General features: G+C 71.4%; 27 protein-coding genes. 14 read left to right on the top strand and 13 right to left on the bottom strand.

Translation table 11 applies throughout. The features are described 5' to 3' along the window. Nucleotides 1–14: 14 nt before the first annotated feature. Entirely contained in the window at nucleotides 15–1,409 is a 1,395-nt protein-coding gene (locus tag ACF06X_RS24255; protein ID WP_392289383.1) for an FAD-dependent monooxygenase, read from the bottom strand. A 122-nt stretch (nucleotides 1,410–1,531) separates the two neighbouring features. Here ACF06X_RS24255 and ACF06X_RS24250 point away from each other — a divergent pair, with 122 nt between their 5' ends. Next, complete coding sequence (locus ACF06X_RS24250) at nucleotides 1,532–2,092, top strand: TetR family transcriptional regulator (RefSeq protein ID WP_392289382.1); 561 nt, start codon at nucleotides 1,532–1,534, stop codon at nucleotides 2,090–2,092. Between the two features lie 113 nt (nucleotides 2,093–2,205). On the opposite strand, the gene ACF06X_RS24245 is transcribed toward ACF06X_RS24250, so the two are convergent. Further along, entirely contained in the window at nucleotides 2,206–2,943 is a 738-nt protein-coding gene (locus ACF06X_RS24245; protein WP_392289381.1) for a Mut7-C RNAse domain-containing protein, read from the bottom strand. A gap of 156 nt (nucleotides 2,944–3,099) precedes the next feature. Between ACF06X_RS24245 and ACF06X_RS24240 the strand changes: the two genes are divergently transcribed. Then, entirely contained in the window at nucleotides 3,100–3,543 is a 444-nt protein-coding gene (locus ACF06X_RS24240; RefSeq protein WP_392289380.1) for a GNAT family N-acetyltransferase, read from the top strand. Here the strand turns inward: ACF06X_RS24240 and ACF06X_RS24235 are convergent. Further along, complete coding sequence (locus tag ACF06X_RS24235; RefSeq protein WP_392289379.1) at nucleotides 3,540–4,067, bottom strand: GNAT family N-acetyltransferase; 528 nt, start codon at nucleotides 4,065–4,067, stop codon at nucleotides 3,540–3,542. The genes ACF06X_RS24240 and ACF06X_RS24235 overlap by 4 nt on opposite strands. Nucleotides 4,068–4,113: 46 nt before the next feature. Then, entirely contained in the window at nucleotides 4,114–4,377 is a 264-nt protein-coding gene (locus ACF06X_RS24230; protein WP_392289378.1) for a hypothetical protein, read from the bottom strand. Nucleotides 4,378–4,604: 227 nt separating this feature from the next. Between ACF06X_RS24230 and ACF06X_RS24225 the strand changes: the two genes are divergently transcribed. Next, a complete protein-coding gene (locus ACF06X_RS24225; RefSeq protein WP_392289377.1) occupies nucleotides 4,605–5,465 on the top strand; it encodes an ABC transporter substrate-binding protein in 861 nt (286 codons plus the stop codon). A 54-nt stretch (nucleotides 5,466–5,519) separates the two neighbouring features. Here the strand turns inward: ACF06X_RS24225 and ACF06X_RS24220 are convergent, their stop codons facing one another. The 4 genes from ACF06X_RS24220 to ACF06X_RS24205 form a co-directional block, all read right to left on the bottom strand. Next, entirely contained in the window at nucleotides 5,520–6,476 is a 957-nt protein-coding gene (locus ACF06X_RS24220) for a sigma-70 family RNA polymerase sigma factor (protein WP_392289376.1), read from the bottom strand. 5 nt (nucleotides 6,477–6,481) lie between these two features. Further along, nucleotides 6,482–7,783, bottom strand: coding sequence for an NAD(P)/FAD-dependent oxidoreductase (locus ACF06X_RS24215; protein ID WP_392289375.1), 1,302 nt, complete (start codon nucleotides 7,781–7,783; stop codon nucleotides 6,482–6,484). A 100-nt stretch (nucleotides 7,784–7,883) separates the two neighbouring features. After that, on the bottom strand, nucleotides 7,884–8,336 hold the full coding sequence (locus ACF06X_RS24210; RefSeq protein ID WP_392289428.1) for a MerR family transcriptional regulator: 453 nt from the start codon (nucleotides 8,334–8,336) through the stop codon (nucleotides 7,884–7,886). A 115-nt stretch (nucleotides 8,337–8,451) separates the two neighbouring features. Beyond that, entirely contained in the window at nucleotides 8,452–9,108 is a 657-nt protein-coding gene (locus ACF06X_RS24205) for a hypothetical protein (RefSeq protein WP_392289374.1), read from the bottom strand. A gap of 257 nt (nucleotides 9,109–9,365) precedes the next feature. Between ACF06X_RS24205 and hemL the strand changes: the two genes are divergently transcribed. From hemL to ACF06X_RS24165, 8 genes are all read left to right on the top strand, one after another. After that, the gene (hemL, locus tag ACF06X_RS24200) at nucleotides 9,366–10,673 is read left to right on the top strand and encodes a glutamate-1-semialdehyde 2,1-aminomutase (protein WP_392289373.1); all 1,308 of its coding nucleotides are present in this window, start codon (nucleotides 9,366–9,368) and stop codon (nucleotides 10,671–10,673) included. Next, the gene (locus tag ACF06X_RS24195) at nucleotides 10,670–11,359 is read left to right on the top strand and encodes a histidine phosphatase family protein (protein ID WP_392289372.1); all 690 of its coding nucleotides are present in this window, start codon (nucleotides 10,670–10,672) and stop codon (nucleotides 11,357–11,359) included. The genes hemL and ACF06X_RS24195 overlap by 4 nt, the downstream gene beginning before the upstream one ends. 241 nt (nucleotides 11,360–11,600) lie before the next feature. After that, nucleotides 11,601–12,869 (top strand): hypothetical protein, encoded by a 1,269-nt coding sequence (locus ACF06X_RS24190; RefSeq protein WP_392289371.1) that lies wholly within the window; start codon nucleotides 11,601–11,603, stop codon nucleotides 12,867–12,869. 78 nt (nucleotides 12,870–12,947) lie between these two features. Beyond that, nucleotides 12,948–13,553 carry a TlpA family protein disulfide reductase gene (locus ACF06X_RS24185; RefSeq protein WP_392289370.1) on the top strand — a complete coding sequence of 202 codons (606 nt, stop codon included), beginning with the start codon at nucleotides 12,948–12,950 and terminating at the stop codon, nucleotides 13,551–13,553. A 1-nt stretch (nucleotide 13,554) separates the two neighbouring features. Next, nucleotides 13,555–14,292: a cytochrome c biogenesis CcdA family protein gene (locus ACF06X_RS24180; protein ID WP_392289369.1), complete on the top strand. Its 738-nt coding sequence runs from the start codon at nucleotides 13,555–13,557 to the stop codon at nucleotides 14,290–14,292. An 8-nt stretch (nucleotides 14,293–14,300) separates the two neighbouring features. Beyond that, a complete protein-coding gene (locus ACF06X_RS24175; protein ID WP_392289368.1) occupies nucleotides 14,301–16,097 on the top strand; it encodes a cytochrome c biogenesis protein ResB in 1,797 nt (598 codons plus the stop codon). A gap of 8 nt (nucleotides 16,098–16,105) precedes the next feature. Beyond that, a complete protein-coding gene (gene ccsB / locus ACF06X_RS24170) occupies nucleotides 16,106–17,200 on the top strand; it encodes a c-type cytochrome biogenesis protein CcsB (RefSeq protein ID WP_392289427.1) in 1,095 nt (364 codons plus the stop codon). Between the two features lie 52 nt (nucleotides 17,201–17,252). Continuing rightward, nucleotides 17,253–17,801 (top strand): SRPBCC domain-containing protein, encoded by a 549-nt coding sequence (locus ACF06X_RS24165; protein ID WP_392289367.1) that lies wholly within the window; start codon nucleotides 17,253–17,255, stop codon nucleotides 17,799–17,801. 32 nt (nucleotides 17,802–17,833) lie between these two features. Here the strand turns inward: ACF06X_RS24165 and ACF06X_RS24160 are convergent, their stop codons facing one another. The 3 genes from ACF06X_RS24160 to ACF06X_RS24150 all read right to left on the bottom strand — a co-directional run bounded on the left by ACF06X_RS24160 (nucleotide 17,834) and on the right by ACF06X_RS24150 (nucleotide 21,866). Continuing rightward, complete coding sequence (locus ACF06X_RS24160) at nucleotides 17,834–19,372, bottom strand: ABC transporter substrate-binding protein (protein ID WP_392289366.1); 1,539 nt, start codon at nucleotides 19,370–19,372, stop codon at nucleotides 17,834–17,836. Nucleotides 19,373–19,377: 5 nt separating this feature from the next. Next, nucleotides 19,378–21,492 carry a hypothetical protein gene (locus ACF06X_RS24155; RefSeq protein ID WP_392289365.1) on the bottom strand — a complete coding sequence of 705 codons (2,115 nt, stop codon included), beginning with the start codon at nucleotides 21,490–21,492 and terminating at the stop codon, nucleotides 19,378–19,380. 110 nt (nucleotides 21,493–21,602) lie between these two features. Next, a complete protein-coding gene (locus ACF06X_RS24150; protein ID WP_392289364.1) occupies nucleotides 21,603–21,866 on the bottom strand; it encodes a GntR family transcriptional regulator in 264 nt (87 codons plus the stop codon). 164 nt (nucleotides 21,867–22,030) lie between these two features. On the opposite strand from ACF06X_RS24150, the gene ACF06X_RS24145 reads away from it, so the two are divergent. Next, the gene (locus ACF06X_RS24145) at nucleotides 22,031–22,363 is read left to right on the top strand and encodes a hypothetical protein (RefSeq protein WP_392289363.1); all 333 of its coding nucleotides are present in this window, start codon (nucleotides 22,031–22,033) and stop codon (nucleotides 22,361–22,363) included. Then, nucleotides 22,360–22,710: a hypothetical protein gene (locus ACF06X_RS24140; protein WP_392289362.1), complete on the top strand. Its 351-nt coding sequence runs from the start codon at nucleotides 22,360–22,362 to the stop codon at nucleotides 22,708–22,710. The genes ACF06X_RS24145 and ACF06X_RS24140 overlap by 4 nt, the downstream gene beginning before the upstream one ends. On the opposite strand, the gene ACF06X_RS24135 is transcribed toward ACF06X_RS24140, so the two are convergent. Both ACF06X_RS24135 and ACF06X_RS24130 read right to left on the bottom strand, forming a co-directional pair. Continuing rightward, complete coding sequence (locus tag ACF06X_RS24135; protein ID WP_392289361.1) at nucleotides 22,707–23,096, bottom strand: hypothetical protein; 390 nt, start codon at nucleotides 23,094–23,096, stop codon at nucleotides 22,707–22,709. The genes ACF06X_RS24140 and ACF06X_RS24135 overlap by 4 nt on opposite strands. Before the next feature lie 396 nt (nucleotides 23,097–23,492). Continuing rightward, nucleotides 23,493–23,960, bottom strand: a complete 468-nt coding sequence (locus tag ACF06X_RS24130; RefSeq protein WP_392289360.1) for a MarR family winged helix-turn-helix transcriptional regulator — start codon at nucleotides 23,958–23,960, stop codon at nucleotides 23,493–23,495. 78 nt (nucleotides 23,961–24,038) lie between these two features. Here ACF06X_RS24130 and ACF06X_RS24125 point away from each other — a divergent pair, with 78 nt between their 5' ends. Then, nucleotides 24,039–24,593 carry a hypothetical protein gene (locus ACF06X_RS24125; RefSeq protein WP_392289359.1) on the top strand — a complete coding sequence of 185 codons (555 nt, stop codon included), beginning with the start codon at nucleotides 24,039–24,041 and terminating at the stop codon, nucleotides 24,591–24,593. The last annotated feature ends 115 nt before the right edge of the window (nucleotides 24,594–24,708 follow it).

The raw sequence follows: 24,708 nt of genomic DNA, 5'->3' as shown, positions 1-24,708 counted from the left end.
GCCCGGCGCCCCGCTCAGCGGCCGGCCGGGAAGGCGTAGCCGTCGGGGCGGACCAGGAGTGTCGTGCGGCGGGCGGGGTCGGTCCAGGTGGCCCGTATGAGGCGCGTGGGGGAGGCGGGGGCGGTACGGGGCAGGCGCGGGGTCGTGCCTTCGGGGGTGATCAGGACGAACTCGCCGGCGCGCAGCAGTTCGTACAGCCTTCCTTCGCGCAGTGTCAGGTCGGGTACCCGGCGGCCTTCGCGGCCGTAGGCGATGCCGAGTCCGCTGATCATCCCCATGGCCTTGGCGGCGGCGGGGCGGACGGAGCTGAGGACTCGGGCGGCGAGCGCGCGGGCGGCGCGCAGGAGGGGGCCGCGGGCCATGGCGAGGCGGATGATGGCGCCGCTGCTGCGCAGTACGGTCGCGCCGACCGGGTGGCGTTCGCCCTGGTAGCTGTCGAGGAGCGCCTCGGGGTCGGGGGCGTCGCCGCGCAGGACGGCGGCGAGCTTCCAGGAGAGGTTGGCGGCGTCCTGGAGGCCGGTGTTCATGCCCTGCCCGCCGGCGGGGGAGTGGACGTGGGCGGCGTCCCCGGCGAGGAGGACACGGCCGACGCGGTAGGCGGGGGCCTGGCGTTCGTCGCTGTGGAAGCGGGAGATCCATCGGGCGTCGTGCATGCCGTAGTCCGTGCCGAGGGCGAGCCGGGCGATGTCGCGGAGCTCGTCGAGGTCGACGGGTTCGCTGTCGGGGACCTGGCGGGCGCGGTTCCATCCCATGACGCGGTACCAGCCGTCGCCGAAGGGGGCGATGAAGGCGAAGGCGTCGCCGACGCCGTTGACCCTGAGGAGCTCTTCGGGCTCCTCGGTGAGGCGGACGTCGGCGAGGACGAGGGAGCTGATCACCGAGCGGCCGGGGAAGGGCAGGCCGAGGGCGGTCCGGACGGCGCTGCGCACGCCGTCGGTGCCGACGAGGTAGCGGGCGCGGAGGGTGGCGGGGGCGCCGTCGGGGCCGGTGACTTCGGCGGTGACCTGGTCGGTGTCCTGGCTCAGTGCGCGCAGTTCCGTTCCGTACCGGAAGTCCACGCCTGCGGACCGCGCGCGGCGTTCGAGGACGCGCTCGATTTCGTACTGCGGGGTGACGAGGAGGTACGCGAAGCGGGAGGGCAGCCGGGACAGGTCGAGGGAGGGGCGGCCGAAGAGCCGCATCCGGGTGACGCGGGTGCCGGTGCCGACCAGTTCGTCGGCGAGGCCGCGGGCGTCGAGCTGTTCCAGGGTGCGGGCGTGCACGGCGAAGGCGCGGGTGATGTTGCTGATGCCGTGCGGGCGGCGCTCGACGAGGGTGACCCGCTGGCCCGCGGCGGCGAGGTCGCCTGCGAGCAGTAGTCCGGTGGGGCCGGCGCCCACGACGACGACGTCCGTGTCCAGGTGGTTCATGGCTGCCTCCTGAAGGAGTGGTGCCCACGACCGTTGGCCAACATCTGTTGGTCAACGCTTGTTGGCAACGGTAGGGCGACCCGTGCTGGCCTGTCAACACCCGTTGGCCTACAGTCGTTGGCATGACGACCGCCCGCCGTTCCGACGCCACCCGCGCCGCGATCCTCGACGCCGCCCGCGAACGCTTCGCCGCCGACGGCTACGAGCGCGCCACCATCCGGGCCATCGCCCGCGACGCCGGAATCGATCCGTCGATGGTGATGCGCTACTACGGCAGCAAGGAGGGGCTGTTCGCCGCCGCCTCCGATTTCGAGCTGCACCTTCCCGAACTCGGCGGCCTGCCCGCGCGGCACATCGGTGCGGTCCTTGTCACGCACTTCCTCGACCGCTGGGAACGCGACGACGTCCTGACCGGGCTGCTGCGCGTCGGTGTCACCAACACCGCCGGTGTCGAGCGCATGCGGGCGGTCTTCGCGGAACAGCTCGGGCCGGTCACCCGGGGTGTCTGCCCGGACCCCGCCGAGGCGCCGCGCCGGGCCGCGCTCGTCGCCTCACAGATCCTCGGCATGGCGCTCACCCGCTACGTGCTGCGGTTCCCGCCCACGGTGGAGATGTCCCGCGAGGAGATCGTCGCCTGGCTCGGGCCGACGATTCAGCGCTACCTGACGGCGCCGGAGCCTTAGAACGCCGAATCGCTGTTCCGTACACTTTCCGGCTCGTCGACCGGCTGGAGCGGGCCGGTTACGTCACGGGCCCACGGCCGTCGGGCCGACCGGAGCGGGTCGGCGGGCGCCGGTCACCGGGTCGCCGCGCCGCCGAACTCGCGCAGCGCGTCGGTGACGATCGCCTCGAGGCGGGCGTGGTGCGCGCCCCGCCAGTACACCCGCTCGCACTCGGTGCACCGCGCGAAGACGTCGTACGTCTTCTGCGTGCCGTGCTCCAGCCGCTCGCGCACCGACTCCTTGTCGGCGTCGGTGAGCCGACCGTTGCACGCGGTGCAGCGCGTCCACGGCGCCAGGACCGGCGCGAACCGCTCCAGTACGTCCCGGAGCTGGTCGTCGGGCCGGTCGCTGTACACATAGGCGCCGGCCCACAGCTCCCGGCGGCGCAGCAGCCCGCGGTCCCGGGAGAGCATCACGCGCCGCTCCTTGGCGGAGAGCGCGGCAAGCGCGGGGTCGCCGATGTCCTCGCTTTCGTACGCCGCGTCCACGCCGAGCAGTCGCAACCGGCGCGCCAGCGTCCCCAGATGGACGTCGAGGAGGAACCGCAGCGGCGCTCCGGGCACCGGCTGGGGTCGCTCGACACCCTCGACCTCGACCGTCTCGCCGGCCGCGGGGATGTGGGAGGACTCGACCGGCCGTCCGTCCACCAGCAACCGACCGGCCTCGGTGAGCGGGACGCCGAGCGACTCGACGACATGGCCGAGGGTCGAGACGCCGTCGGTCGTCACGGCGGTGCGCCCCGAGCGCCGTTCCGCCGAGACGAAGAGCCGCAGGCCGGGGTCGAAGCTGATGAGGATCTCCGGTCCGTTCACGGGGACAGGATGTCACCGGGGCCCGGCGGGCGGCCAGGTAATTCGGCCGGCCCCTCGAGAGCGGCGGGGGAGTCCGGGAGGGCCCCGGCTCGTCAACTCTGACAAACCCCCGAGAACCCTCAGCTGCCGTGGCGGCTCCTGGGATACCGTCCCGTTATGAAGATCATCGACCTGGAGCCCGGCGACCGGCGCCTGGACACCGACCTGCTCCCCGTCCTGCGCGAGCTGCGGCCCCACCTCACGGCGCCGCTCTTCCACGAGATCTACGGCAACGGCCACCCGCAGGGCCTGCGCTTCACCGTCGCGTACACCGACGAAGGCGCCTGCGTGGGCGTCGCCGGCTGGCGGATCGTCGACAACACCAGCGCGATCCGCAAGCTCTACGTCGACGACCTGGTCACCGCCGCCACCGCCCGCTCCACCGGCGTCGGCCGGCAGCTCCTGGCCCACCTCGAGGAACACGCGCGCGCCACGGGCTGCCATGAACTGAACCTCGACTCCGGCACCCAGCGCACCGGAGCCCACCGCTTCTACCTGCGCGAACGCTTCGACATCGTGGCGTTCCACTTCACCAAGCCGCTGGACGCCCAGGCCGACTAACCCAGGCTGTCCAGGTCCAGGCGCCAGTCGTTGCAGCGCAGCGGATGGCCCGGCGGGTACTCCAGGTCACGCTCCCCGAGCAGCTCGAAACCGGCCTTGCGGCACACCGCGTTCGACGGACCGTTGTCCCGCGACGGGAAGGCGTGCAGGAAGCGGTGCGTCCGCTCGGCGCGGGCCAGCGCCGCCACCGCGCGCGTGGCCGCCGTCGCCACGCCCCGCCCCTGGAACCCGGGCAGGACCGTCCACCCCGTCTCGTACACCTGCTCCCCGTCCCAGGTCTGCTTCCAGAACCCGATGGAGCCCGCCGGTACCTGCTCGGGGAGCGACACGATCCGGAACATCCGCCCGGCGCCCGTGCGGTCGGCGCTCAGGTCCACATAGCGCCGGTGCCGCTTGAGCAGCGCCTCGTCGCTCTCCGGGCCGCCGAGATGCTCCATGAGATCCGGTGCGTTGATGGCCCGCAGGAGGTCGAAGTCGTCTTCGGACCAGGGCTCGAGCCGTACGGACGCTGCGTTGATTTCCATCCCCGCACTGTAGGTGAGGGGTACGACAGGCGGCGGGTGTCGACCGTCAGCGCGGGTGGTCCGCCGACCCGGCCGAGAGGCGCGAGACGACCTCGCCGAAGGCGTCTTCCTCGGCCGGGGTGAGCGGCACCGTCTCCTGGGGGTGCCAGACCCGGTCCAGGGGTGCGGCGGGCCGTGCGCGGCGGGCACGCGCGCGTAGGCCCAGGGCCACCAACGCCGCCGCGGAGGTGGCGAGCAGGCCGAAGACGGTGAGCACGCGGCGGTCCGAGAACGGACCGGGCAGGGACGGTGGGGACGGTAGGGACGGCATGGCTGACTCCAGGGCGCGGGGGCCGGTACGGAGGCGCGCCCGCGACGGGCGGCGCGTGAGGCGCGTACGGCGCTGACGATTGCTGCTGCTTTCTCCCGACCTGTTCAGTTAACACCCGGCCCGGGGACTTGGGGGAGGGGGCGGGGCCGAGGCCCTCTTGTGCGGGCGGGGGCGGCGATTCAAGGTGGCGGGAGAGGGAGATTTCCGGCCGGGGAGGGAGCAGCCGCATGTCGGACACAGGGGCGTGGGGGTTCACGGACGACAGAGGCGTGGCGGTGACGGCCGCACGCGTGCCCGAGCGGGTGGTGGCGTACGTACGGGCCGGGGCGGCCCTGCTCGACCTGGGGGTGACGCCCGTCGCGGTGTACGGCTCCGGGCACGACGGCGACGCGATCGACGCGGTCAAGGCGGGGGGCCTGGAGGCGGCCGGGGTTCGGTACCTCGGGCCCGGACGGAGCCTGGACGAGGAGGCGCTGCGGGGGCTGCGGCCCGATCTGGTCGTCGACGTGACGTACGACGGTAAGAGCCCGTACGCGCTGGAGGAGGCGGTCGTCGATCGGCTGGGGGTGCCGTGCGTCGCGCTCTGCGTCGGCAGTGAGGTGGCGTTGTCGACGATCATCGGGCGCTTCGGTGAGCTGGCGGAGGCGGTAGGTGGGGCGGGGTCGGGGTCGGTGGAGGCGGCCGTCACCGGCGGGCCGCTGGCGTCCGCCGAGGAGGCCGTACGGGGTGCCACCGGCGGGTGGGGAGAGGTCGGCGTACTGGCGCTCTCCGGCGCCGGGAGCGGCGAGGTCCATCTGGCCCGCCCGCACGCGTGGCCCGAGCTGGCCCGGTTGCGCGAACTGGGCGTCCGCCTGCTCGACCCGGGCCAGGGGCCGGGCGCCAACTGGCTCACCGCGGACTGGGAGCACGCCGCCCGGCTCGCCCCCGATCTGGTGCTCTTCGACAGCCGGGCCAACGCGGTGGGGCCCGACGCGTTCCCGCCCGTGGGCCACGCGCGCGTGGCGCCCTGGAACCCGGAGATTCCGCCGAGCCCGGCGGCGTACGCCCACTTCTTCCGCACCGTCGCCGCCGCGCTGGACGCCCCCTGAGGGCGCCCGCCGGGGTCGTGGCAGGCCACGACCCCGGCGGAGGTTCGGTGGGGGTCACCACATGGGGATGAGAGGTGTGTCCGTGGCGTGCTGCCGCCAGGCTTCGGTGAGGCGGGTGAGGCGGGTGGGGGCGGCGATGCCGCGGACCGTCGCGATCTTGCCCTCGGTGATGTCGAACGTCACGCAGCCGACCACCTGGTCGCCGAGCACGAAGAGGACGGCGGGGGCGCCGTTGACGAGGGCGTAGTGGACGGCGGGCGTGCCGCCGGCCAGGCGCCGCTTCGCGGCGGTGGGCTTGAAACCGGCCCGCGCGATGGCGGCGACGCGCTGCGGAGTGTCGAACCGCAGCAGCTTCTCGGTCAGGCCGGCGCCGTCGGAGACCGCGGTCGCGTCGTCGGTGAGCAGCGCCACCAGCTGTTCGGTGCGGCCCGAGGTGGCGGCGGCGAGGAATTCCTCGACGATCCCGCGGGCGGACACCGGGTCCACTTCACCGGCGGCACGGCCGCGCTCGGCGGTGACGCGGCGCCGGGCCCGGTGGAGGTGCTGCTGGCTCGCGGACTCGGTGATGTCGAGGATCTCGGCGATCTCGGCGTGGCTGTAGGAGAACGCTTCGCGCAGGAGGTAGACGGCCCGCTCGAGGGGTGACAGGCGCTCCATGATCGTCAGCATGGCCAGGGAGACCGATTCGCGCTGCTCGAAGGTGTCGGCCGGGCCGAGCATCGGGTCGCCGTCGAGGAGCGGTTCGGGCAGCCAGACGCCGACGGCGCGTTCGCGGCGGGCCTGTGCCGAGCGGAGCCGGTCGAGGCACAGGTTGGTGACGACCTTGGTCAGCCATGCCTCCGGCACCCTGATCCGCTGCCGGTCGGCGGCCTGCCAGTGCAGGAACGCGTCCTGCACGGCGTCTTCGGCGTCGGCGGCGGAGCCGAGGAGCCGGTACGCCAGCGAGGCCAGCCGGTTCCGGCCGGCCTCGAACCGACTCGTGTCGAAGCGGTCGACGGCGGTGTTCTCCACGCGGATCACCGTAGCCGGGCGGCCGCGCGACGGTCTTCCCGGCGGACGTGCCCTGGCGCGGCGGTCAGGCGGTGCGTGCGCTTGGGCAGGCCGAAGGTCGGGTGCGAGATGCTCCACAGCGAGAGCCTGAGGATGCCGGCCTTGATCCGCGCGGCCTTCCGGCCGCCCACGTACGTCGGCTTCGCCCGCGCTTCGTGGTCGACCATCTGCAGGATCCCGTCCCGCCGCCCCAGGCTGATGTGGTTGCCCGGGTACGCCAGCTTGATGTTCGCGATCTCGCGGCCGGTCAGGCGTGCCACGATCGCGTCCGTGGCCTGCCGGCCGGTGTAGCCGGCCGAAGCGCAGGACATCGGAAGCGGCCGGCCGTTGTCGCCGATGGCGTAGGCGCTGTCGCCGGCGGCGTAGACGTTCGGGTGCGAGACCGACCGCATGGTGCGGTCGACGACGATCCGACCGCTCTCGGTGACCTCAAGGCCGCCGACGGCGGCGATGGGGTCGACCGCGAACCCGGCCGTCCACACGGTCGCGTCGGAGGCCAGGGCGGTGCCGTCGGCGCACAGCACCCGCGTCGCTTCGACGGCTTCGACGCTGGTGTGCTCCAGGACGGTGATGCCCAGCCGGTCGCAGGCCTGGCGCAGGTGGCCGCGGGCTCCGGCGGAGAGCCGGGCGCCCAGCTCGCCCCGGGCGACCAGCGTCACCGACAGGCCGGGCCGGCATTCGGCGATCTCGGTGGCCGTCTCGATGCCGGTCAGCCCGTCGCCGACGACCACCACACTCGCGCCTTCGCCGCCCCGCCTGCCGGAGCGGCCAGGGCCGGCCGAGCCGCTCCGGCCGCCCGGGCCCGCCAAGCTCTCAAGGCAGTCGAGCCGCTCACGCAGGCGCAGCGCCGAGGGCCGGCCGGCGACGTCGAAGGCGTGCTCGGCCACGCCGGGGACGCCGCCGTCGGCGACGTGGCTGCCGAGCGCGTACAAGAGCGTGTCGTAGACGAGCTCACCGCTGCCGCTGCCGCTGCCGCTGCCGCCGCTGCCGTCGGTGTCGGCCACGGCGACGGTCCGCCGCTCGGGGTCGACGGCGGTGACACGGGCCAGGCGCAGCCGTACCCCCGTGCCCGCGAAGATGTCGGCGAGCTGTGGAGCCTCGATCTCCTGGCCGGCCACGAGCTGGTGCAGCCGCAGCCGCTGGACGAAGTCCGGCTCGGCGTTGACCACGGTGATCTCGGTGTCCGCGGGGGACAGCCGGCGGGCCAGGTTCCCGGCCGCGTAGGCCCCGGCATAGCCGGCGCCGAGGACGACGATGCGGTGCTTCATGTGTCGCTCCTGTCGGTTCGTTCGCTCCCGGTGAGTCGTGCTCCCGGTGATTGAGCGGAACGGCGCCCCGATTGCTGACAGGAACGGCGTGTGGCGTGGGTCACAGAGGGGCGGGGGCGCTGCCGGGCGAGGACGTCATCGCCGCGTGTTCTCCGAGGCGGGCGCGCAAAGAGGCCGCGAATTCCTCCGCTCGGGTGAGCTGGGTGCGCAGAGCGGCGACGCGTTCGGTGGCGGCGTGTTCGTAGGCGCGGACGCGGGCGACCAGGGCGGAGCGGTCCTCGGCGGAGAGTTCCCAGGCCGTGCCGGGGCGGTCCGCCGCCAGGCGGTCCATGGTGGTGAGGAGGTCGCGGGTCTCGTCGAGCGTGAAGCCGAGGGGTCTCATCCGGCGGATCACCATCAGGCGGTCCACGTCGGCGTCGGTGTAGAGCGGGAAACCGCCCGGGGAGGCCGCCGACGGGACGACCAGGCCGCAGTCCTCGTACTGGCGGATCGTCCGCAGGGGCAGTTCCGTCCGCGCGGCGACCTCGCCGATCTGCATGGGTTCGCCGGCCAGGCGCGCTCTGCTCACGATGTGCGTCCTTCCTCGTCCGTCCGCTTTGTGCTGTTTGTCGTAACTTCAGCACTTACTTCAGCACTTATAGGACGGGGAAGGGTGGCGCAACGCAGGCTCAGGGCCAGACCAGGCAGTACGGCTGGTGACCCGCCTCGTGCAGTCGGTGGGAGAAGTCCTGCCACTCGTGGAGCAGCTGGTAGACGTTGAAGGCGTCCCGGGGGCCGCCGCGGTCCGGGACCGTGGACCAGATGAAGGCCGCCGCGCCGACCGATTCCTCGCCGATGCCGCGCAGCGGGTCGACCACGGTCATGGGCAGCTTCACCACGGCGTAATCGGGGTGGAGGACGACCAGCTCCAGCGGGGGCACCTTGTGCAGGGGCATGCCCTGGATGCCCGTGAGGACCATCGCGGCTATCGTCTCGGGCTTGATCTTGGTGAACATGCCGCCCATGCCGAGCTCGTCGCCGCCCAGCTCCTCCGGGCGCATCGAGATCGGTACGCGGGCCGCCGTGGCGCCGTCGGGTGCGCCGAAGTACTTGTACGTCACACCCAACCGGCCACTCCCGCCCCCTGTCATGGGTCCTGTGGGTTCAGACGATCCTGACGTCCCAGGCGTTCCTGACACGCCCGCCGGCCCAGGCGTTCCTGGCACACCCGAGGTGCCCGCAGGGCCCGTGGGGCCTTCCGTACGCCGTCGGCGGTGCTTCCCCCGCCGGGCAGGCTCCGGACCCAGGTCGTCCGTCCCCTCACCCAGTCCGCCACCGCGATGCATATCTCCACCCGACTGCTTTTTTGGGCAGCACGACCCCCGCCGCGCAAGCCGATCATCGTGACAGTGACCTCCCCCACGCTCTCGCGGTGAAACACCTGTCCGCAAGAACGTCCGGCCCTCTGACACCATGGATTCCGTGAGCCATCCCTATGACGCCCCAGTTTCGCAGACGCGGAGGACCGACGCCCCGGCGTAATTCACAGGGTGCCCACGCCGTCTCTCCGTACTCGCAGACTTACTCGCAGGTCAGGACCACAGTGCCGTATTCATACGAAGCCCCAGTCTCACAGACGCTTTTCGACCGCGCGTCCCTCGTGACGCCCGGCGGCGTGAACTCACCGGTGCGCGCCTTCCGGGCCGTGGGCGGTACGCCCCGGTTCATGGTGTCCGGTACCGGCCCGTACCTCACCGACGCGGACGGTCGCGAGTATGTCGACCTCGTCTGCTCGTGGGGGCCGATGATCCTCGGTCACTCCCACCCCGAGGTGATCGCCGCGGTGCAGGCCGCCGTCGCCCGCGGCACCTCCTTCGGTACGCCGGGTGAGGGCGAGGTCGCCCTCGCCGAGGAGATCGTCTCCCGGATCGCGCCGGTCGAGCAGGTCCGGCTGGTCTCCTCCGGTACGGAAGCCACCATGTCGGCGATCCGGCTCGCCCGCGGTTTCACCGGCCGGGCCAAGGTCGTGAAGTTCGCCGGCTGCTACCACGGGCACGTGGACGCGCTGCTCGCCGCTGCCGGCTCCGGCGTGGCCACCTTCGGTCTGCCCGACACGCCCGGCGTGACCGGTGCGCAGGCCGGTGACACGATCGTCCTGCCGTACAACGACCTGGAGGCGGTCCGGGCCGCGTTCGCCGCGCACCCGGGCGAGATCGCCTGCGTGATCACCGAGGCCTCGCCCGGCAACATGGGCGTCGTGCCGCCGCTGGCGGGGTTCAACGCCGGCCTGAAGGAACTCTGCTCCGCCAACGGCGCGCTGTACATCTCCGACGAGGTGATGACCGGTTTCCGTACCTCCCGCGCCGGCTGGTACGGCATCGACGGTGTCGCGCCCGACCTGATGACCTTCGGCAAGGTCATGGGCGGCGGCTTCCCGGCCGCGGCCTTCGGCGGCCGCGCCGACGTCATGGGGCACCTCGCCCCGGCCGGCCCGGTCTACCAGGCGGGCACCCTGTCCGGTAACCCGATCGCCACCGCCGCCGGGCTCGCGCAGCTGCGGCTGCTCGACGCGGCGGCGTACGACAAGGTCGACGCGGTCTCGCGGGAGATCCAGTCCCTGGTCACCGGCGCGCTCGCCAAGGAGGGCGTCGCGCACCGGCTGCAGACCGCGTCCAACATGTTCTCCGTGTTCTTCACGGCCGACGAGGTCCGCGACTACGACGACGCGAAGAAGCAGGAGGCCTTCCGCTTCAACGCCTTCTTCCACTCGATGCTGGCCGACGGGGTCTACCTGCCGCCCTCCGCCTTCGAGTCCTGGTTCGTGTCCACGGCGCACGACGAGCGCGCGGTCGAGCGGATCGCCGCCGCGCTGCCCGCCGCCGCCCGCGCCGCGGCGGAGGCGACCGCATGACCGGCAAGAGCGACGACGACATCACCGTCGTCCACCTGGTACGGCACGGCGAGGTGCACAACCCCGACGGTGTCCTCTACGGCCGCCGCGGCGGCTACCACCTCTCCGAGCTCGGCCGGCGGATGGCCGACCGGGTCGCCGAGCACCTGGCCGGCCGGGACATCACGTACGTCGTCTCCTCGCCGCTGGAGCGCGCCCAGGAGACGGCCCAGCCGGTGGCCAAGAGCCACGGCCTCGACGTGGCCACGGACGCCCGCCTCATCGAGGCCGCCAACGTCTTCGAGGGCAAGACCTTCGGGGTCGGCGACGGGGCGATGCGCAAGCCGGGCAACTGGAAGCACCTCACCAACCCCTTCAAGCCGTCCTGGGGCGAGCCGTACATCGAGCAGGTCGTGCGGATGATGGCGGCGCTGGACGCGGCGAAGGACGCGGCGCGCGGTCACGAGGCGGTCTGTGTCAGCCACCAGCTGCCGATCTGGATCGTGCGCAGCTTCGTCGAGAAGCGGAAGTTGTGGCACGACCCGAGGCGCCGGCAGTGCACGCTGGCCTCGCTGACCTCGTTCACGTACCAGGGCGACAAGATCGTGTCGGTCGGGTACAGCGAGCCGGCCCGGGATCTCGTACCGCCGCATCTGCTCGCGGGCGCGAAGCCGGTCAAGGGGCAGTCGAAGGGCTTCGGGGCGTAGGGGGTCAGGGCGTAGGGGGTCGGGTCCGTACGGGCCGGCCCCGGTCGCGCGTCGCCGCACATCGCGTACGTCCGAGGGGTACACCGTCAGGGCGATCGGATGGGATCATTCCCTCCGGTCGCCCTGAAATTTTTGTGCTAATCACCGGAACCTCCGTGTTCGGCCCGGCATCTCACTCAATGTCGGTTGGATGACCGTTCGATCCGTTCGGTCATACGTCAGCGACGCGAATGGGGACGTCATGCGCGGGAGTCACGGGATCAGTCGAAGGGGCCTTCTGGGGGCGGGCGTTGGTGCTGCGGCGGCGATCGGGATCGCCGAGTGCGGCATCAACGAACCGGACAAAAAGGGAGGTTCCGGGTCGGGCGGGGGCGGTAAGGGGGGTGACGCCTCGGGAAACCCGAGCACACCCGCTCCGACCCAGGACGACGTCAAGCCGATCGGCGACGGTTCCACCGCGGACACCGGCAAGCAGCCGCACCAGCCCGACGCCCCCGTCCCGCTCGAACCCGGCCAGACCCCGCCCCAGTTCGTGATCTTCTCCTGGGACGGTGCCGGCGAGGTCGGCAACGGGCTCTTCCCGCGCTTCCTCGAACTCGCCAGGAACCACGACGCGGCGATGACCTTCTTCCTCTCCGGGATCTATCTCCTCCCCGAGTCGAAGAAGAGCCTCTACCGCCCGCCGAACAACCGCGTCGGCGCCTCCGACATCGGCTACCTCACCGACGACCACATCAAGGACACCCTCAAGCACGTCCGTCAGGCCTGGCTCGACGGGCACGAGATCGGCACCCACTTCAACGGCCACTTCTGCGGCGGCTCCGGCTCCGTCGGCAACTGGACCCCCGCCCAGTGGCAGAGCGAGATCGACCAGGCCGTGAAGTTCGTCACCGAATGGAAGACGAACAGCGGCTGGACCGACCTCGACCCGCTGCCCTTCGACTACGAGAAGGAGCTCATCGGAGGCCGCACGCCCTGCCTTCTCGGCCAGGACAACCTCCTGCCCACCGCGAAGCGGCTCGGCTGGCGCTACGACGCCAGCTCGCCCGGCGGCCGCCAGACGTGGCCGGACAAGCGCCAGGGGATCTGGGACCTCCCGCTCCAGGCCGTGCCGTTCCCCGGCCACTCCTTCGAGGTCCTGTCCATGGACTACAACATCCTCGCCAACCAGTCGAAGAACACGACCAAGGGCGTCCCCTCGCGCTATCCCGGCTGGCGCAAGCAGGCCACCGAGGCCTATCTCGCCGGATTCGACCGCGCCTACGAGTCCAATCGCGCGCCCTTCTTCATCGGCAACCACTTCGAGCAGTGGAACGGCGGCATCTACATGGACGCCGTCGAAGAGGCGCTCAAGGGCATGGCGGGCAAGAAGGACGTCCGGCTCGTCTCCTTCAAGCAGTTCGTGGACTGGCTGGACGTCCAGGACCCCAAGATCCTCGCCAAACTCCGTACGCTCGATGTCGGGCAGTCACCCGCCGGTGGCTGGAACACGTTCCTCCGGCCCGCTTAAGCCGTCTTCACATGGGGGTTTTGCGGGCACATAGGGGGGTGCCCAAGATCCCCCAAACGCCCATGCGAAACTTTTCACATGAGCCTTAGCCGCGCCCCTCGACGCACCCTGCTCGCCGTCGGAACGCTGTCGGTCGCCCTCGCTCTGTCGGCCTGCGGCTCCGACACCAACGGCAAGTCCGGCGGTGGCGGAGACACCAACTTCGTCACCAACACGGGCGGTGTCTCCACCGTCGCCAAGGGCGAGCGCAAGGCCACCAAGGAGATCGCGGGCGAGACGATCGAGGGCGAGCGGCTCGACATCGCCGACCTCAAGGGCAAGGTCGTCGTCCTCAACGTCTGGGGCTCGTGGTGCGGCCCCTGCCGGGCCGAGGCGCCCCACTTCGCCAAGGTCGCGGCCGACCTCAAGCCGAAGGGCGTGGAATTCGTCGGCCTGAACACCCGCGACTTCAACAAGCAGCAGGCGATCACCTTCGAAGTCGACTACAAAGTGCCCTATCCGAGCCTGTACGACCCTTCCGGGAAGCTGATCCTCAACGGATTCCCCAAGGGCACGCTGAATCCGCAGGCCATTCCGTCCACCGTCGTGCTCGACAAGGACGGGAAGATCGCCGCCCGCTCCCTCATGGCACTCGACGAGAAGAAGCTGCGCTCGATGATCGAGCCGCTTCTCGCGGAGAAGTGACGTGAACGAGACGGTCTTCAGCGGGGCCCTGCTCCTCGCCCTGCCCATCGCCGTGCTCGGCGGCCTGGTCTCCTTCTTCTCCCCCTGCGTCCTGCCGCTCGTGCCCGGCTACCTCTCGTACGTCACGGGCGTCACCGGCACCGACCTGGCCGAGGCCAAGCGCGGCCGGATGGCCGCCGGCGCCTCCCTCTTCGTCCTCGGCTTCTCCGCCGTCTTCGTCTCCGGCGGCGCGCTCTTCGGCTACTTCGGCTCGACCCTCCAGGAGTACCGGGAGACGCTCACCACCGTCCTCGGCATCCTGATGATCGCGCTCGGCGTCTTCTTCATGGGCCTCATGCCCTGGTTCACCCAGCGCGAGTTCCGCTTCCACAAGAAGCCCGTCACCGGCCTCGTCGGCGCGCCGCTGCTCGGCGCGCTCTTCGGCATCGGCTGGACGCCCTGCATCGGCCCGACCCTCGCCTCCGTGAACGCGCTCGCCGCGCAGGAGGCCAGCGCCGGCCGCGGCGCCCTGCTGACCGTCGCGTACTGCCTGGGGCTCGGCGTCCCCTTCATCCTCGCCGCGGTCGCCTTCCGCAAGGCCCTCGGCACGTTCGGATGGATCAAGAAGCACTATGTGTGGGTGATGAGAATCGGCGGCGGCATGATGATCCTGACCGGTCTGCTGTTGCTCACCGGAGCGTGGGACAGCATGGTCTCCACGATGCAGGGCTGGTCCAGCGGCTTCACGGTGGGGATCTGAGAGTTCCGATGAGCAAGACCGATACCGACACCACGACCGACACGACGACCGACACCACGACGGACACGACGGACACGACGACCGACGCTCACGAACTCGGCGAGGCGGGGTCCCAGCTCTCCACCGCGCCCCGGGAGGAGAGCGCCGTCGGCGGCCCCACCCTCGGTGTCGTCGGCTGGATCCGCTGGTTCTGGCGGCAGCTGACCTCCATGCGGGTCGCCCTGATCCTGCTCTTCCTGCTCTCCCTCGGCGCGATCCCCGGCTCCCTCATCCCGCAGAACGGCGCGGACGAGCTGAAGGTGCAGACCTTCAAGAAGGCCCACGAGACGCTCACGCCGATCTACGAGAAGCTCCAGCTCTTCGACGTCTACAGCTCGGTGTGGTTCTCCGCGATCTACATCCTGCTGTTCGTCTCCCTCATCGGCTGCATCGTCCCGCGCACCGGCCAGTTCGTCGGCCAGCTCCGCGGCCTGCCGCCCGGCGCCCCCGGCCGCCTGACGCGGCTGCCCGCGTACACGACCTGGCGTACCGAGGCCGAGCCCGAGCAGGTCCGCGAGGCCGCGCTCGCCGTGTTCAAGGAGCGCCGCTTCCGCGCGCACACCGTCAAGGACGCGGTCGCCGCCGAGAAGGGCTATCTGCGCGAGGCGGGCAACCTGCTCTTCCACATCGCGCTGATCGTGATGCTGGTGGCGTTCGCCTGGGGCCAGCTCTTCAAGTCCGAGGGCGGCAAGCTGATCATCGAGGGCGACGGCTTCTCGAACACCCTCACGCAGTACGACGACTTCAAGTCCGGCTCGCTCTACAGCACCGACGACCTCGCGCCGTTCAGCTTCCAGCTGGACAGCTTCACCGGTACGTACGAGAAGACCGGCCCCCAGCGCGGCACCCCGCGCACCTTCGAGGCGGCCGTCACCTACTCCGAGGCGGGCGGCACGGACAAGAAGGCCGTCATCCGCGTCAACGAGCCACTGGAGGTCGGCGGCTCGAAGGTGTACCTGATCGCCCACGGGTACGCGCCCGTCGTCACCGTCAAGGACGGCCGCGGCAAGGTCGTCTTCCACGGTGCCGTCCCACTGCTGCCCTTCGACAACAACATCACCTCGACCGGCGCGATCAAGGTGATGGACGGCTACCGCGACAAGAACGGCAAGAAGGAGCAGCTGGGCTTCCAGGCCTTCTTCGTGCCGACCTTCGCGGGCGCCGGCAAGGGTGACATGTTCTCGCAGTTCCCGGCGCTCGACTTCCCCGTCATGGCGCTCACCGGCTACCACGGCGACCTGCGCGTGGACTCCGGCCTGCCGCAGAACGTGTACCAGCTGGACAAGTCCAAGATGACGCAGTTCAAGGACAAGGACGGCAACAAGCTCGCGCAGCGCATGCTGCCCGGGGAGACCATGACGCTGCCCGACGGCGCCGGCTCGATCACCTTCGAGAAGGACATCAAGGAGTGGGCGAGCTTCCAGGTCTCCCAGCAGCCCGGAAACGGTCTCGCCCTCGCCGGCGCGATCGCCGCGATCGCCGGCCTGTCCGGCTCGCTCTTCATCCAGCGGCGCCGGGTCTGGGTCCGGGCCGTACGGAGCGAGGACGGGGTCACCGTCGTCGAGATGGCCGGCCTCGGCCGGAGCGAGTCCGCCAAGCTCCCCGAGGAGCTGGCCGACCTCGCGCTCTCGCTCCACGCCCAGGCGCCGACCGCGCCGACCGGGCCCGAGCCGACCGCGCCGGAAGCCGCGGAAGACCCTGCGCCGCAAGCCGCGGAAGAACCTGCCGAAGCCGACCCTGCCGAAGCCGAAGGGGCTGAGAAGTGAATCTCGCCGTGAGTCTCGCCGCCGAGACCAACGAGAGCCTGGCGCGGATGAGCGACATGCTCATCTACTCCTCGATGGCCGTCTACACGCTGGCCTTCTTCGCCCACATCGCCGAGTGGGTGTTCGGCAGCCGCAGCAAGGTCGGCCGGACGGCCGCCGAGCTGACGGCGACGACCGCGACGGCCGTGACGGCCGCCGCTCCCGCCGTCACGGTGAGGGTGAACCAGGCCGGCTCCACCGCCGTGCTCGACCAGCCGAAGGTCGTCACCCGGTCCGGCGCCGGCACCCGGGACGTGCCCGACGGCCCCGGCGCGGCCGGCGGCACGGTCAAGGGCGATCTGTACGGCCGTATCGCCGTCTCGCTCACCACCCTCGCGTTCCTCATCGAGGCGGCCGGTGTGATCACCCGCGCGTTCGCCGTGCAGCGCGCCCCCTGGGGGAACATGTACGAGTTCTCCACCACCTTCTCCACCGTGGCGGTCGGCGCGTACCTCGGCTTCCTTCTCGCCGGGAAGAACGTCCGCTGGCTCGGCCTGCCGCTGATGACGACCGTCCTGCTGGACCTGGGCATGGCCGTGACCTGGCTGAAGACCCCCAGCGACCAGCTGGTGCCGGCGCTCGACTCGTACTGGCTGTGGATCCACGTCTCCACCGCGATCTTCTGCGGTGCCGTGTTCTACCTGGGCGCGGTCGCCACCCTGCTCTACCTCTTCCGCGACTCGTACGAGAACAAGCTCGCGACCGGCGGCGAGCCCGGTCCCTTCGCCAGGTCGGTGATGGAGCGGCTGCCGTCGGCGGCGTCGCTCGACAAGTTCTCGTACCGGGTCAACGCGGCGATCTTCCCGCTGTGGACGTTCACGATCATCGCTGGCGCGATCTGGGCCGGCGACGCGTGGGGCCGCTACTGGGGCTGGGACGCCAAGGAGGTCTGGTCCTTCATCACCTGGGTCGGTTACGCCGCGTACCTGCACGCGCGCGCGACGGCCGGCTGGAAGGGCCGCAGGGCCGCGTACATCGCGCTCATCGCCTTCGCCTGCTTCCTCTTCAACTACTGGGGCGTCAACATCTTCGTGACCAGCAAGCACTCCTACGCCGGCGTCTGAGCTGGCACGGCTCGCGCGCCGGCGCCACGCTGGAGGTATGGAAGCGGGAGCGATGAGCCGGATACCGCAGGGCAGGTGCGAGACCCACGACGGCGACCTGCACCACCTGCGGTACGTGATCGATCTGCCGCACCCGATGGCGCGGGTCTGGCGGGCCGTCGCGACACCGGAGGGCCTGCGGGAGTGGCTCTGCGCGGCGGACCGTCTCGAGCCGAGGCTCGGCGGGGCGGTGACGCTGCGCTGGCTCAACGGAGACACGGTGGTCTCGGGGCGGGTGACCGCCTGGGACGTGGAGTACGTGGCCGAGTACACGGTCGGCCCGCCGCACGGCCGGATCCGGTTCCACCTGGAACCGGGCGGCGGTGACGGCGGACAGACGGTGCTGCGCGGGTCGACCGTGCTGCGTTTCACCAACGAGTTCCGTGGGACGCGGGAGGAGAAGCTGGACATGCTGGCGGGGTGGCACGACCACTTCGAGCGTCTGGCGGAGGCCCTGGAGGGCCGGCCCACGGACTGGCTGGAGTGGACCGCCGAGCGTTGGCAGCACCTGCGGGACCTGTACGCGCGGGACGAGGCGCCCTGGCCCAAGTGGGAGCCGTAGACCTCACGCCCTGTTTTCGTTGCCTGTCGTCGTCAGCCGCGCCTCGGCGGCAAGCAGTCCTTCGTCGGGGGTCTGCCCTCCGGCCAGGCGATCTGGACGAAGCGCTGGGTGCCGTCCAGGGCCAGCTCCACGATCGGGACGGCCTTGTTGAACGGGTTGCCGAAGTTGTCCAGGCAGATCCAGCCGCTCGCGCCGTCCACCCGGAGCGACCCCTTCACCTGCGGCCACTGGGTGACCACGTCCGCCGCCTCCGGATACTGGCTGCCCTGCGGTGTCGCCTGCCGGATCGCGTGGACCGCCGTCGCCATCGCGTCGTACGCGACGATCGCCTGCCCGTCGGCGAGCGCGACCGGCTCCTTCGAGGCCTTGGCGATGTCCGCGAGGAACGTCTCGTAGGCCGCCGTCGAGCCGCCCGTCGCGGGCACCGGCCGGCCGGCGGCCGGCCGCCAGGCGTCGGGGTGCGCGAGCGCGGCGTAGCGGACGGTCAGCTTCGCCTTCAGCGCCGCCCGGTTCAGCTTCCGGTCCGCTCCGAGGTACGAGCCCTCGTCACCGGTCAGGACCGTGAACGCCCGCTCGGCGCAGCCGCGCGCGCCGAGCGCGTTGATGAACTGCCGCAGCTGGGTGTGGCGGCCCGCGAAGAAGACGGTCTCCGCGCGGGTGTCGCAGATCAGGTGGGTGATCTGGCGGAAGGTGTTCGCGGTCGTGCCCTCCTCCGTCGGGTCGGCGGGCGAGGTGAACAGCTGCGGCTCGTACGGCGCGCCCTTCAGGGAGCCGGCGAACGCGGCCTTCAGCGTGTCGGTGTAGTGGTCGCCGGTCCTGGTGTCCTGGACGAGCAGCGCCTTCGACGCCTCCACCTCGCCGAAGTGGGCCAGGGCCTTGGCCTCGTCGCCGTTGGTGGGCGAGACGCGCGCGAGGCCGGGGTAGCGGTTGTTCCCCGGGCCGGGGCCGTTGGCGATGTCGTCGGCGGTGATCGTCGTACCGACGACGGCGATGCCCGCGCCGGTCAGGGCCGCCACCGCCAGCCGTATCTCGGTGGAGGAGGTGGCGACGCCGGAGACCGCCCGCAGCCGGTCGGGGCCGTCCTTCATCGCCTTCAGCCGGTCGACCGTCGTACGCCAGTGGGCGTTGCCCTTGCCGGTGTTGGCGAGGACGAGCCGGATCTTCGGGGTCTCGCTGTTCGACTCGTGGTTCGCACGGTACTGCCGGGCGAAGGCGCCCTGGACCTCGTGCAGGACCTTGACCCGCATGCCGCTGTCGGTGGAGGTCAGCGGCAGGAGCAGGGCGACGGTCGCGTACTCGCCCTGTTTGAGCGTGCGGTTCTCGTCGCGGATGCGGCCGGCCACCTCGGTCAGCGTCGGGACGCCGAAGTCGTGGCCGTCGCCGTTGACGCCGACGCACTCGGTGCTGCCCGGGGGCCGTTCGACGCCCGGGGCGCAGGAGCGGTCCTCCGGAGTGGTGGCGCGGTTCACGGCGTACCCGGTCAGGGAGCCGAGGACGGCGAGGACCACCACGGAGGTGAGGATCCGCTGACGGGTGGTGTGCCAGAGGTGGAAGCGCAGCCAGGCGAGCATGGTCCTCAGACTCCGTCCTCGCGCGTCGACGGCAGCGAGAGCTCCCGCCAGGCGCGGATGTCCGTCGGCCAGTGGGTGGCCGCGTCCCACAGCGGTCGGTTGCCCGTCAGGTGGCGGCCGGACAGCTGGCGCAGTTCGTACGCCAGCTTCTCCGTCACCTCCTCGTCGGGCAGGGCGAGCGGGTCGGTCAGCAGCCAGACGGCGTGCAGCAACCGCCGTAGGCGCAGGTGGAGTTCGGTGGCCTCGCCGTCGAGGCCGGCCGGCAGCCGGTCCGGCGGCCGCTGCCCGAGCGCGACGGCCCGGCGGAGGTCGGGGAAGGCGGGGGCGGGGGTGTCGGGAGTGGCGTCGGGGGCGGTGCGGTCGCGGTCGTCGGTGCGGTCGCGGGTACGCGGGTAGGGCGCCGAGGCGATGAACCGCAGCCGTCCCAGCCAGCCCTCGACGTCCGGACGCGGGAACGTCACCCGCAGATGGGTCACCGCCTGTCCGGTCCGGCCGAGGGCCAGTTCGTGGTGCAGGCGGTACGGGAGCCCGGACTCCTGGTCGTAGTGCTGGTGCAGGGTCTCGTGGACGGCCCGCCAGGTCGCGTACGTCTCGCCGTCCTCGAAACGCAGCCGGTGCAGCAGCAGGGCGCGCAGCAGCGGATCGGCGACGAAGTGCTCGGGGCTGGTGGGCCAGCCCTGGGCGCGCAGCCGGTCCCGTACCTCCAGCGCCATGTCCCCGTCCGGGGACTCGCCGGGCAGCCGCGTATGGGCGAGGAGCCGGGCGGAGGTCTCGTCGTGCGCGGCGGCGAGCACCGCGAGCCGGCCGTGGTGCTCACCGGGTAGCAGCTCTTCGAGGAGCGTCGGCGCGACCGGCACCGGCGGGGTGTCCTCGCGCAGCTCCACCGTCAGGTCGAGCAGGGCGCCCGGGGTGAGGGAGGACCGCAGCCGCGCCGGGGCCTCGCCGGCGGCCCGGCTCAGCAGGGTCACGCCCAGGGGGCGCCCGCCGGTGAGCCGGTGGACGCCCCGGGCCAGGTCGGCCGGGGTCCGTCCGGCCGGGTCGTGGCGGTCGAAGGCGGACTGGGCGTGGGCCGGGGAGAACGGGGTCAGCTCGACGGCGAGGATGCCGGAGGTGACGTCCGTGCCGCGCGGGCAGGGGGCCATGCGGGCGGTCTCGGGAAGCCTCAGCCGGGTCGCGCGGCGCATGCCCTCGTGATCGCGGACCCGGGAGGTGGCGAAGACGACGACGCGGTCGCGGCGCCCGGCGGCGCGCTCCCGCAGGATCGGTTCGATCAGGCGGCGGCCCAGCGGCTCATGGGCGTTGTCGAGGAGGAGGACGGGCCGGCCACGGCGGGCTCCGGCCCGCAGCAGGCCGGTGTACGCGCGGTACAGGTCCTCGACGAGCGCGCCGACGAGGAAGCTCTCGGCCTCCTGGCGGCGCCGGCCGCCCTGCTCGAAGTCGTTGGCGAGGTACTGGAGGCCGATCTTTCCCCGGCCGCCGGCGTTGCGGTAGTTCCCGTACCAGCTCTCGGAGCGGCGCTGGGCGCGGCCGAACACCTCCTCCAGGACCGTCTCCACCGTCGCCTCGGCCAGGAGTCCGGCCATGGGGGCGGTGGCCTCGGCGAAGTTGGCGGCCAGCTTGCTGAGGACCTTGGTGACCCAGGTGGCGCCGGCCCCCTTGGCCGCGTCGACGCTCGCGAGGACCGGCCCGAGCCGCTGCAGATCGTGCCGGGCCCGCTCCTCGTCCTCCCGCGACCAGCTGGTGGAGGCGACGGCGACCAGACCGAGCGAGAGCCGGGGGAACTCCACGGGCGCGGAGGCGAAACCGCGCGGAGCGAGCTGCTCGGCGAGCTCGGCGAGGGCGCCGGTGAGCGGGTTCCAGCCGGGGCCGTGGTCGGCGGGCGGCTCGATGTGCGCGCAGTCGAGCAGCGCGAGCGGGGTGGCCCCCTTGTAGGCGTTGCGCAACTGCTTGAGCAGGACCGTCTTGCCCATGCCGCGCCCGCCGGTGAAGACGGTGACGGGCGGATCGTCGCCGTGTTCGTACGCGGTCCGCGCGAAGCCCTCCGGGGCGAGCCCGGTCAGCCGGGCCGCGAGCCCGGAATCCTGGAAGACCGCCTCGCGGCCGTACAGCTCTCTGTCCACCCGCCACCCCCGTCGCAGTCAACTCAAGGGTATCGACAGGTTGTTGGGAAAGCGTCGGGCTTTTCGACACCGTTGCGCAGGTGTTGCCGTTCGGCTGTCGGCCGGGGGTCTCACGCCTCCGTCGGAGGGCTGCTCTTCCCGGCAGTGGGCAGAACGTATGAGCCCTTGCCGGGCACGGTGATGATCAGTCCCCGTTCGCGGAGTTCACGCATGGCCCGTCGAGCGGTCAGTACCGCGATGCCGTACTCCTCGGAGAGGCGACCCGGCGTGGGGATCATCCGGTCAGGGGCGAACTCCCCGGAGGCGATCTTCGCTGCGATCACGTCGGCCAGCTGCATGTACAGCGGACGTGCCGACTTCGGATCAAGACTCATAGGGCAACAGTAGATAGTCATACAAATACACGTTGGGATGGCTCTAGCTACATCGTGATGCATCACGGTGCATCACGGGCTACGGTGGTGCGAACGTAAAAGACCCCGGCGACCGCTGGTACCGGCCCCGGGGCATGGCCACCAACTTCAAGGGAGTTGATGACGTGCGGAACCCTATCGCGCGCGTACTCGGCAGGGCGCTGATCCCCGTTCTGCTCGGGCTTCTCATGCTGACCCTGCCGCCCACCGGCAGGCATCGCCCCCGCCCCGTCACCCACCGCCGCCCGGCCTCCCCGGCCCCCGCGCCGCGTCACCGCGCTCCCACCCGGCGATCTCCGTACGCCCGGGAGCAGGCGATGCTCCTCGACGGCTCCCGGTCGCCCCTCGAACGCCCCTATGTGGCGGCGGTGCAACGCAGGCGTCGGCGGGCGTTGTGGCTGGCGACGGTCGGGGTGGACGTCGACCACCGGAACATCCACGCCGGGGCGGCCCGATGAGTCGCTGCGGGGCCCGGCGGCCCTTGATCGCCGTGGTGGAGGTGATGCGGCCGGTGTGCGCGGGCTCGGTCTGTGTGCTCGCCGTGGGACATGACGGCCCGCACCGCGACCGCGCGGGGGACGCCTGGTGGGTGACGCCGGAGATCGCCGACGCCGTGAGCGTGTCCCTGCTGGTACGAGCCCTTACGCCCGAGCCCGAGCCGGAGTTCCGGTCACCGCGCTGCGTCGTCGGCCGCCACGATCACTGCCGGGACGGCGTCCCCCGCGAGACGGGCGTACGGGAAGTCCGCCACCTCGTCTGCGGCTGCCCCTGCCATGGTCCGGCCGACCGGACCACGCCCTGTTAATCGACCAGCGTCATGCGATAGAAGCGCGTGATCATCTCGCGGTAGTGCTGGTGCGACGGGTTCCTGCCGACGTGGGCGAACGCCCAGTCCTGTGGCGTCTCCTCTTCCGCCGAGGACTCCCTCTCGCAGGCGGTGCACTGGAGTTGGTAGAGCGGCCGGGCTTCGTCGGAGTGGTCCGGGCCCATGTGCCACTCCGCGTACCGGATGACCGTGTGGGCACCGGCCCTCCGTGTCTCTCGCGGCGATCCCTCCGGGCCGGCTTCGCGAGGGGCAAGTCCGACCGGGCCGCGCGGGACGACCTCGACGGCGGCGCCGAGGATGTCGGACAGGTCCGACTCGAAGCCCAGCACGTCGAGGTACGAACGGCCCTCGTCCACCGTTGCCACGAGCTCCCCCGGTTCCGGGCTCAACACGAAGGAACGCAAGCCGTGGTGGCGCCCGAGGCGGTGGATTGTCACCGCGTTGGCACGAAGCTCCGCCCTGGTGGCCCGTCTCACAGCCCGTTCCTCCTTCACCTGCCCGGATGCCGGGGAGTCCCGGATTTGCTGCGCCGATCAATATCACCCGCCACCTGGTGCAGCAATCCCGGCTTCACGCGTGGCCGTCCCGGGCCGGAGCTGGGTGGCGACGACCCGGTCGTCCGAGTCGACCGCCGTTCCGGCGGCCAGGGTGATGCCGCACCAGACGCAGTCCTGGCCGCGCTGCTGCCGCTGCGTCAGGTCCCGATGAGTGGCAGCTCCACCGCCTGGCACGGCTCGCAAGAACGACCCCGATCAGCCGGCCTATAGGGTGCGGGGGGTGCGGTTCTCCTCGGCCAGGGAGAGTGTGGCATCGCGCATCACGGCCACGGTCCCGGTGAGCCAGCGCCCGACGGCCGCCAGTTCGGCTTCGTCGAGACCCCGCACGACCTGATCCATACCGGCCAGCATGGGAGCCATGGTCTCGGTCAGGACGCGCCGATGTGCGGTGGTGGCGGTCAGGGTGAATCGCCGCCCGTCCGCCGGGTCGCGAGCCCGGTCGACGTACCCGAGAGCGACCAGCCGGTCGACGATCTTCGTGATGGCGGCGTTACTCAGGCCGGTCTCACTCACGAGCCTGGCGGGGTGGGTTCCTGGGGTGCGGCCGATGATGCCGAGGACCTTGTGTTCCGTGGCGTTGACGTGCAGGCGGGCTGCGAGCTGTTCATGGTAGAGCACCACCCACAGGCTGAGCTCGTGGCCCAGCGCAGCTCCGTCCCGGTTGTTGCTCATGCACCCAGGCTACAAGTCCTTCACTTCGGTAAAGAAAACTACTTCACCAAAGTGAAAGACCATGCTTGGATGAGCCGTATGACAACAGCCCAAGCCCAGCCCCGTCCTCGTCGCCTCGGGCGGCCGGCGACCGCTGTGCTCGGCCGCGTGTACGTGGCCGCCCTCGCCACCCATCTGCCCATCCTGGCCGTACTCCTGGCACCCCAGGCCCGGAGCCGGGTCAGCTCGGAGAGCACGGCGGGGCTGCTGACGGTCGTGCTGATAGGACTCGTCATCGCGGCCGTGGTGTTCAGCCCCGCGATCTGCGCCCGGGTGGCCCCGGACGGCGCGCGTTGGCGCGCCGGAAGCGCCCTCTCGGAGGTCCGTGCCATGATCCGTACCGACCGCCGGTCATACCTGTGGCGGCTCGGCGAGTTCGCCGCGCTCTACGTAGCCGCCCAGTGCCTCGGCGGCATCGTTGCCTGGGTCCGGCCGTACATCTGGAACAACCCGCTGTACGGCACCGATCCGGCGGCGGGCCAGTGGGAGTTCCACTACGGCAACTTCGCCGCCCAGGGCGTCGTCATCTACCTGGCAGTCTGCGCCTCGACCACCTGGTACGCCTGCCGGCTCCGGCAGCTGGCGACAGCCTAGACCCGACAACGCATGCCTCACCTCGCCCCCGGCCAGTGGGTGCGCCGGCAGCTCAACTACCGCTTCAGCAGTGCCCTGGCTCGCTCTTGTGAACAAAGCCAACCGCCGCCGGCTC

Source organism: Streptomyces sp. NPDC015346 (assembly GCF_043078785.1).
In the GTDB taxonomy this organism is placed as follows: domain Bacteria; phylum Actinomycetota; class Actinomycetes; order Streptomycetales; family Streptomycetaceae; genus Streptomyces.
Note: the sequence above shows the minus strand (reverse complement) of the source record. Positions and strands in the feature narration are given on the sequence as shown.

Excerpts from the sequence above, each read along its gene's own strand:
- ACF06X_RS24190 (WP_392289371.1), top strand. The coding sequence starts at position 11,601 with ATGCGCGGGAGTCACGGGATCAGTCGAAGGGGCCTTCTGGGGGCGGGC.
- ACF06X_RS24160 (WP_392289366.1), bottom strand. The coding sequence starts at position 19,372 with ATGCTCGCCTGGCTGCGCTTCCACCTCTGGCACACCACCCGTCAGCGG.
- ACF06X_RS24255 (WP_392289383.1), bottom strand. The coding sequence starts at position 1,409 with ATGAACCACCTGGACACGGACGTCGTCGTCGTGGGCGCCGGCCCCACC.
- ACF06X_RS24130 (WP_392289360.1), bottom strand. The coding sequence starts at position 23,960 with ATGAGCAACAACCGGGACGGAGCTGCGCTGGGCCACGAGCTCAGCCTG.
- ACF06X_RS24230 (WP_392289378.1), bottom strand. The coding sequence starts at position 4,377 with ATGCCGTCCCTACCGTCCCCACCGTCCCTGCCCGGTCCGTTCTCGGAC.
- ACF06X_RS24125 (WP_392289359.1), top strand. The coding sequence starts at position 24,039 with ATGACAACAGCCCAAGCCCAGCCCCGTCCTCGTCGCCTCGGGCGGCCG.
- ACF06X_RS24250 (WP_392289382.1), top strand. The coding sequence starts at position 1,532 with ATGACGACCGCCCGCCGTTCCGACGCCACCCGCGCCGCGATCCTCGAC.
- ACF06X_RS24235 (WP_392289379.1), bottom strand. The coding sequence starts at position 4,067 with ATGGAAATCAACGCAGCGTCCGTACGGCTCGAGCCCTGGTCCGAAGAC.
- ACF06X_RS24240 (WP_392289380.1), top strand. The coding sequence starts at position 3,100 with ATGAAGATCATCGACCTGGAGCCCGGCGACCGGCGCCTGGACACCGAC.
- ACF06X_RS24195 (WP_392289372.1), top strand. The coding sequence starts at position 10,670 with ATGACCGGCAAGAGCGACGACGACATCACCGTCGTCCACCTGGTACGG.
- ACF06X_RS24225 (WP_392289377.1), top strand. The coding sequence starts at position 4,605 with ATGTCGGACACAGGGGCGTGGGGGTTCACGGACGACAGAGGCGTGGCG.
- ACF06X_RS24165 (WP_392289367.1), top strand. The coding sequence starts at position 17,253 with ATGAGCCGGATACCGCAGGGCAGGTGCGAGACCCACGACGGCGACCTG.
- ACF06X_RS24175 (WP_392289368.1), top strand. The coding sequence starts at position 14,301 with ATGAGCAAGACCGATACCGACACCACGACCGACACGACGACCGACACC.
- ACF06X_RS24150 (WP_392289364.1), bottom strand. The coding sequence starts at position 21,866 with ATGAGTCTTGATCCGAAGTCGGCACGTCCGCTGTACATGCAGCTGGCC.
- ACF06X_RS24140 (WP_392289362.1), top strand. The coding sequence starts at position 22,360 with ATGAGTCGCTGCGGGGCCCGGCGGCCCTTGATCGCCGTGGTGGAGGTG.
- ACF06X_RS24215 (WP_392289375.1), bottom strand. The coding sequence starts at position 7,783 with ATGAAGCACCGCATCGTCGTCCTCGGCGCCGGCTATGCCGGGGCCTAC.
- ACF06X_RS24205 (WP_392289374.1), bottom strand. The coding sequence starts at position 9,108 with ATGCATCGCGGTGGCGGACTGGGTGAGGGGACGGACGACCTGGGTCCG.
- ACF06X_RS24185 (WP_392289370.1), top strand. The coding sequence starts at position 12,948 with ATGAGCCTTAGCCGCGCCCCTCGACGCACCCTGCTCGCCGTCGGAACG.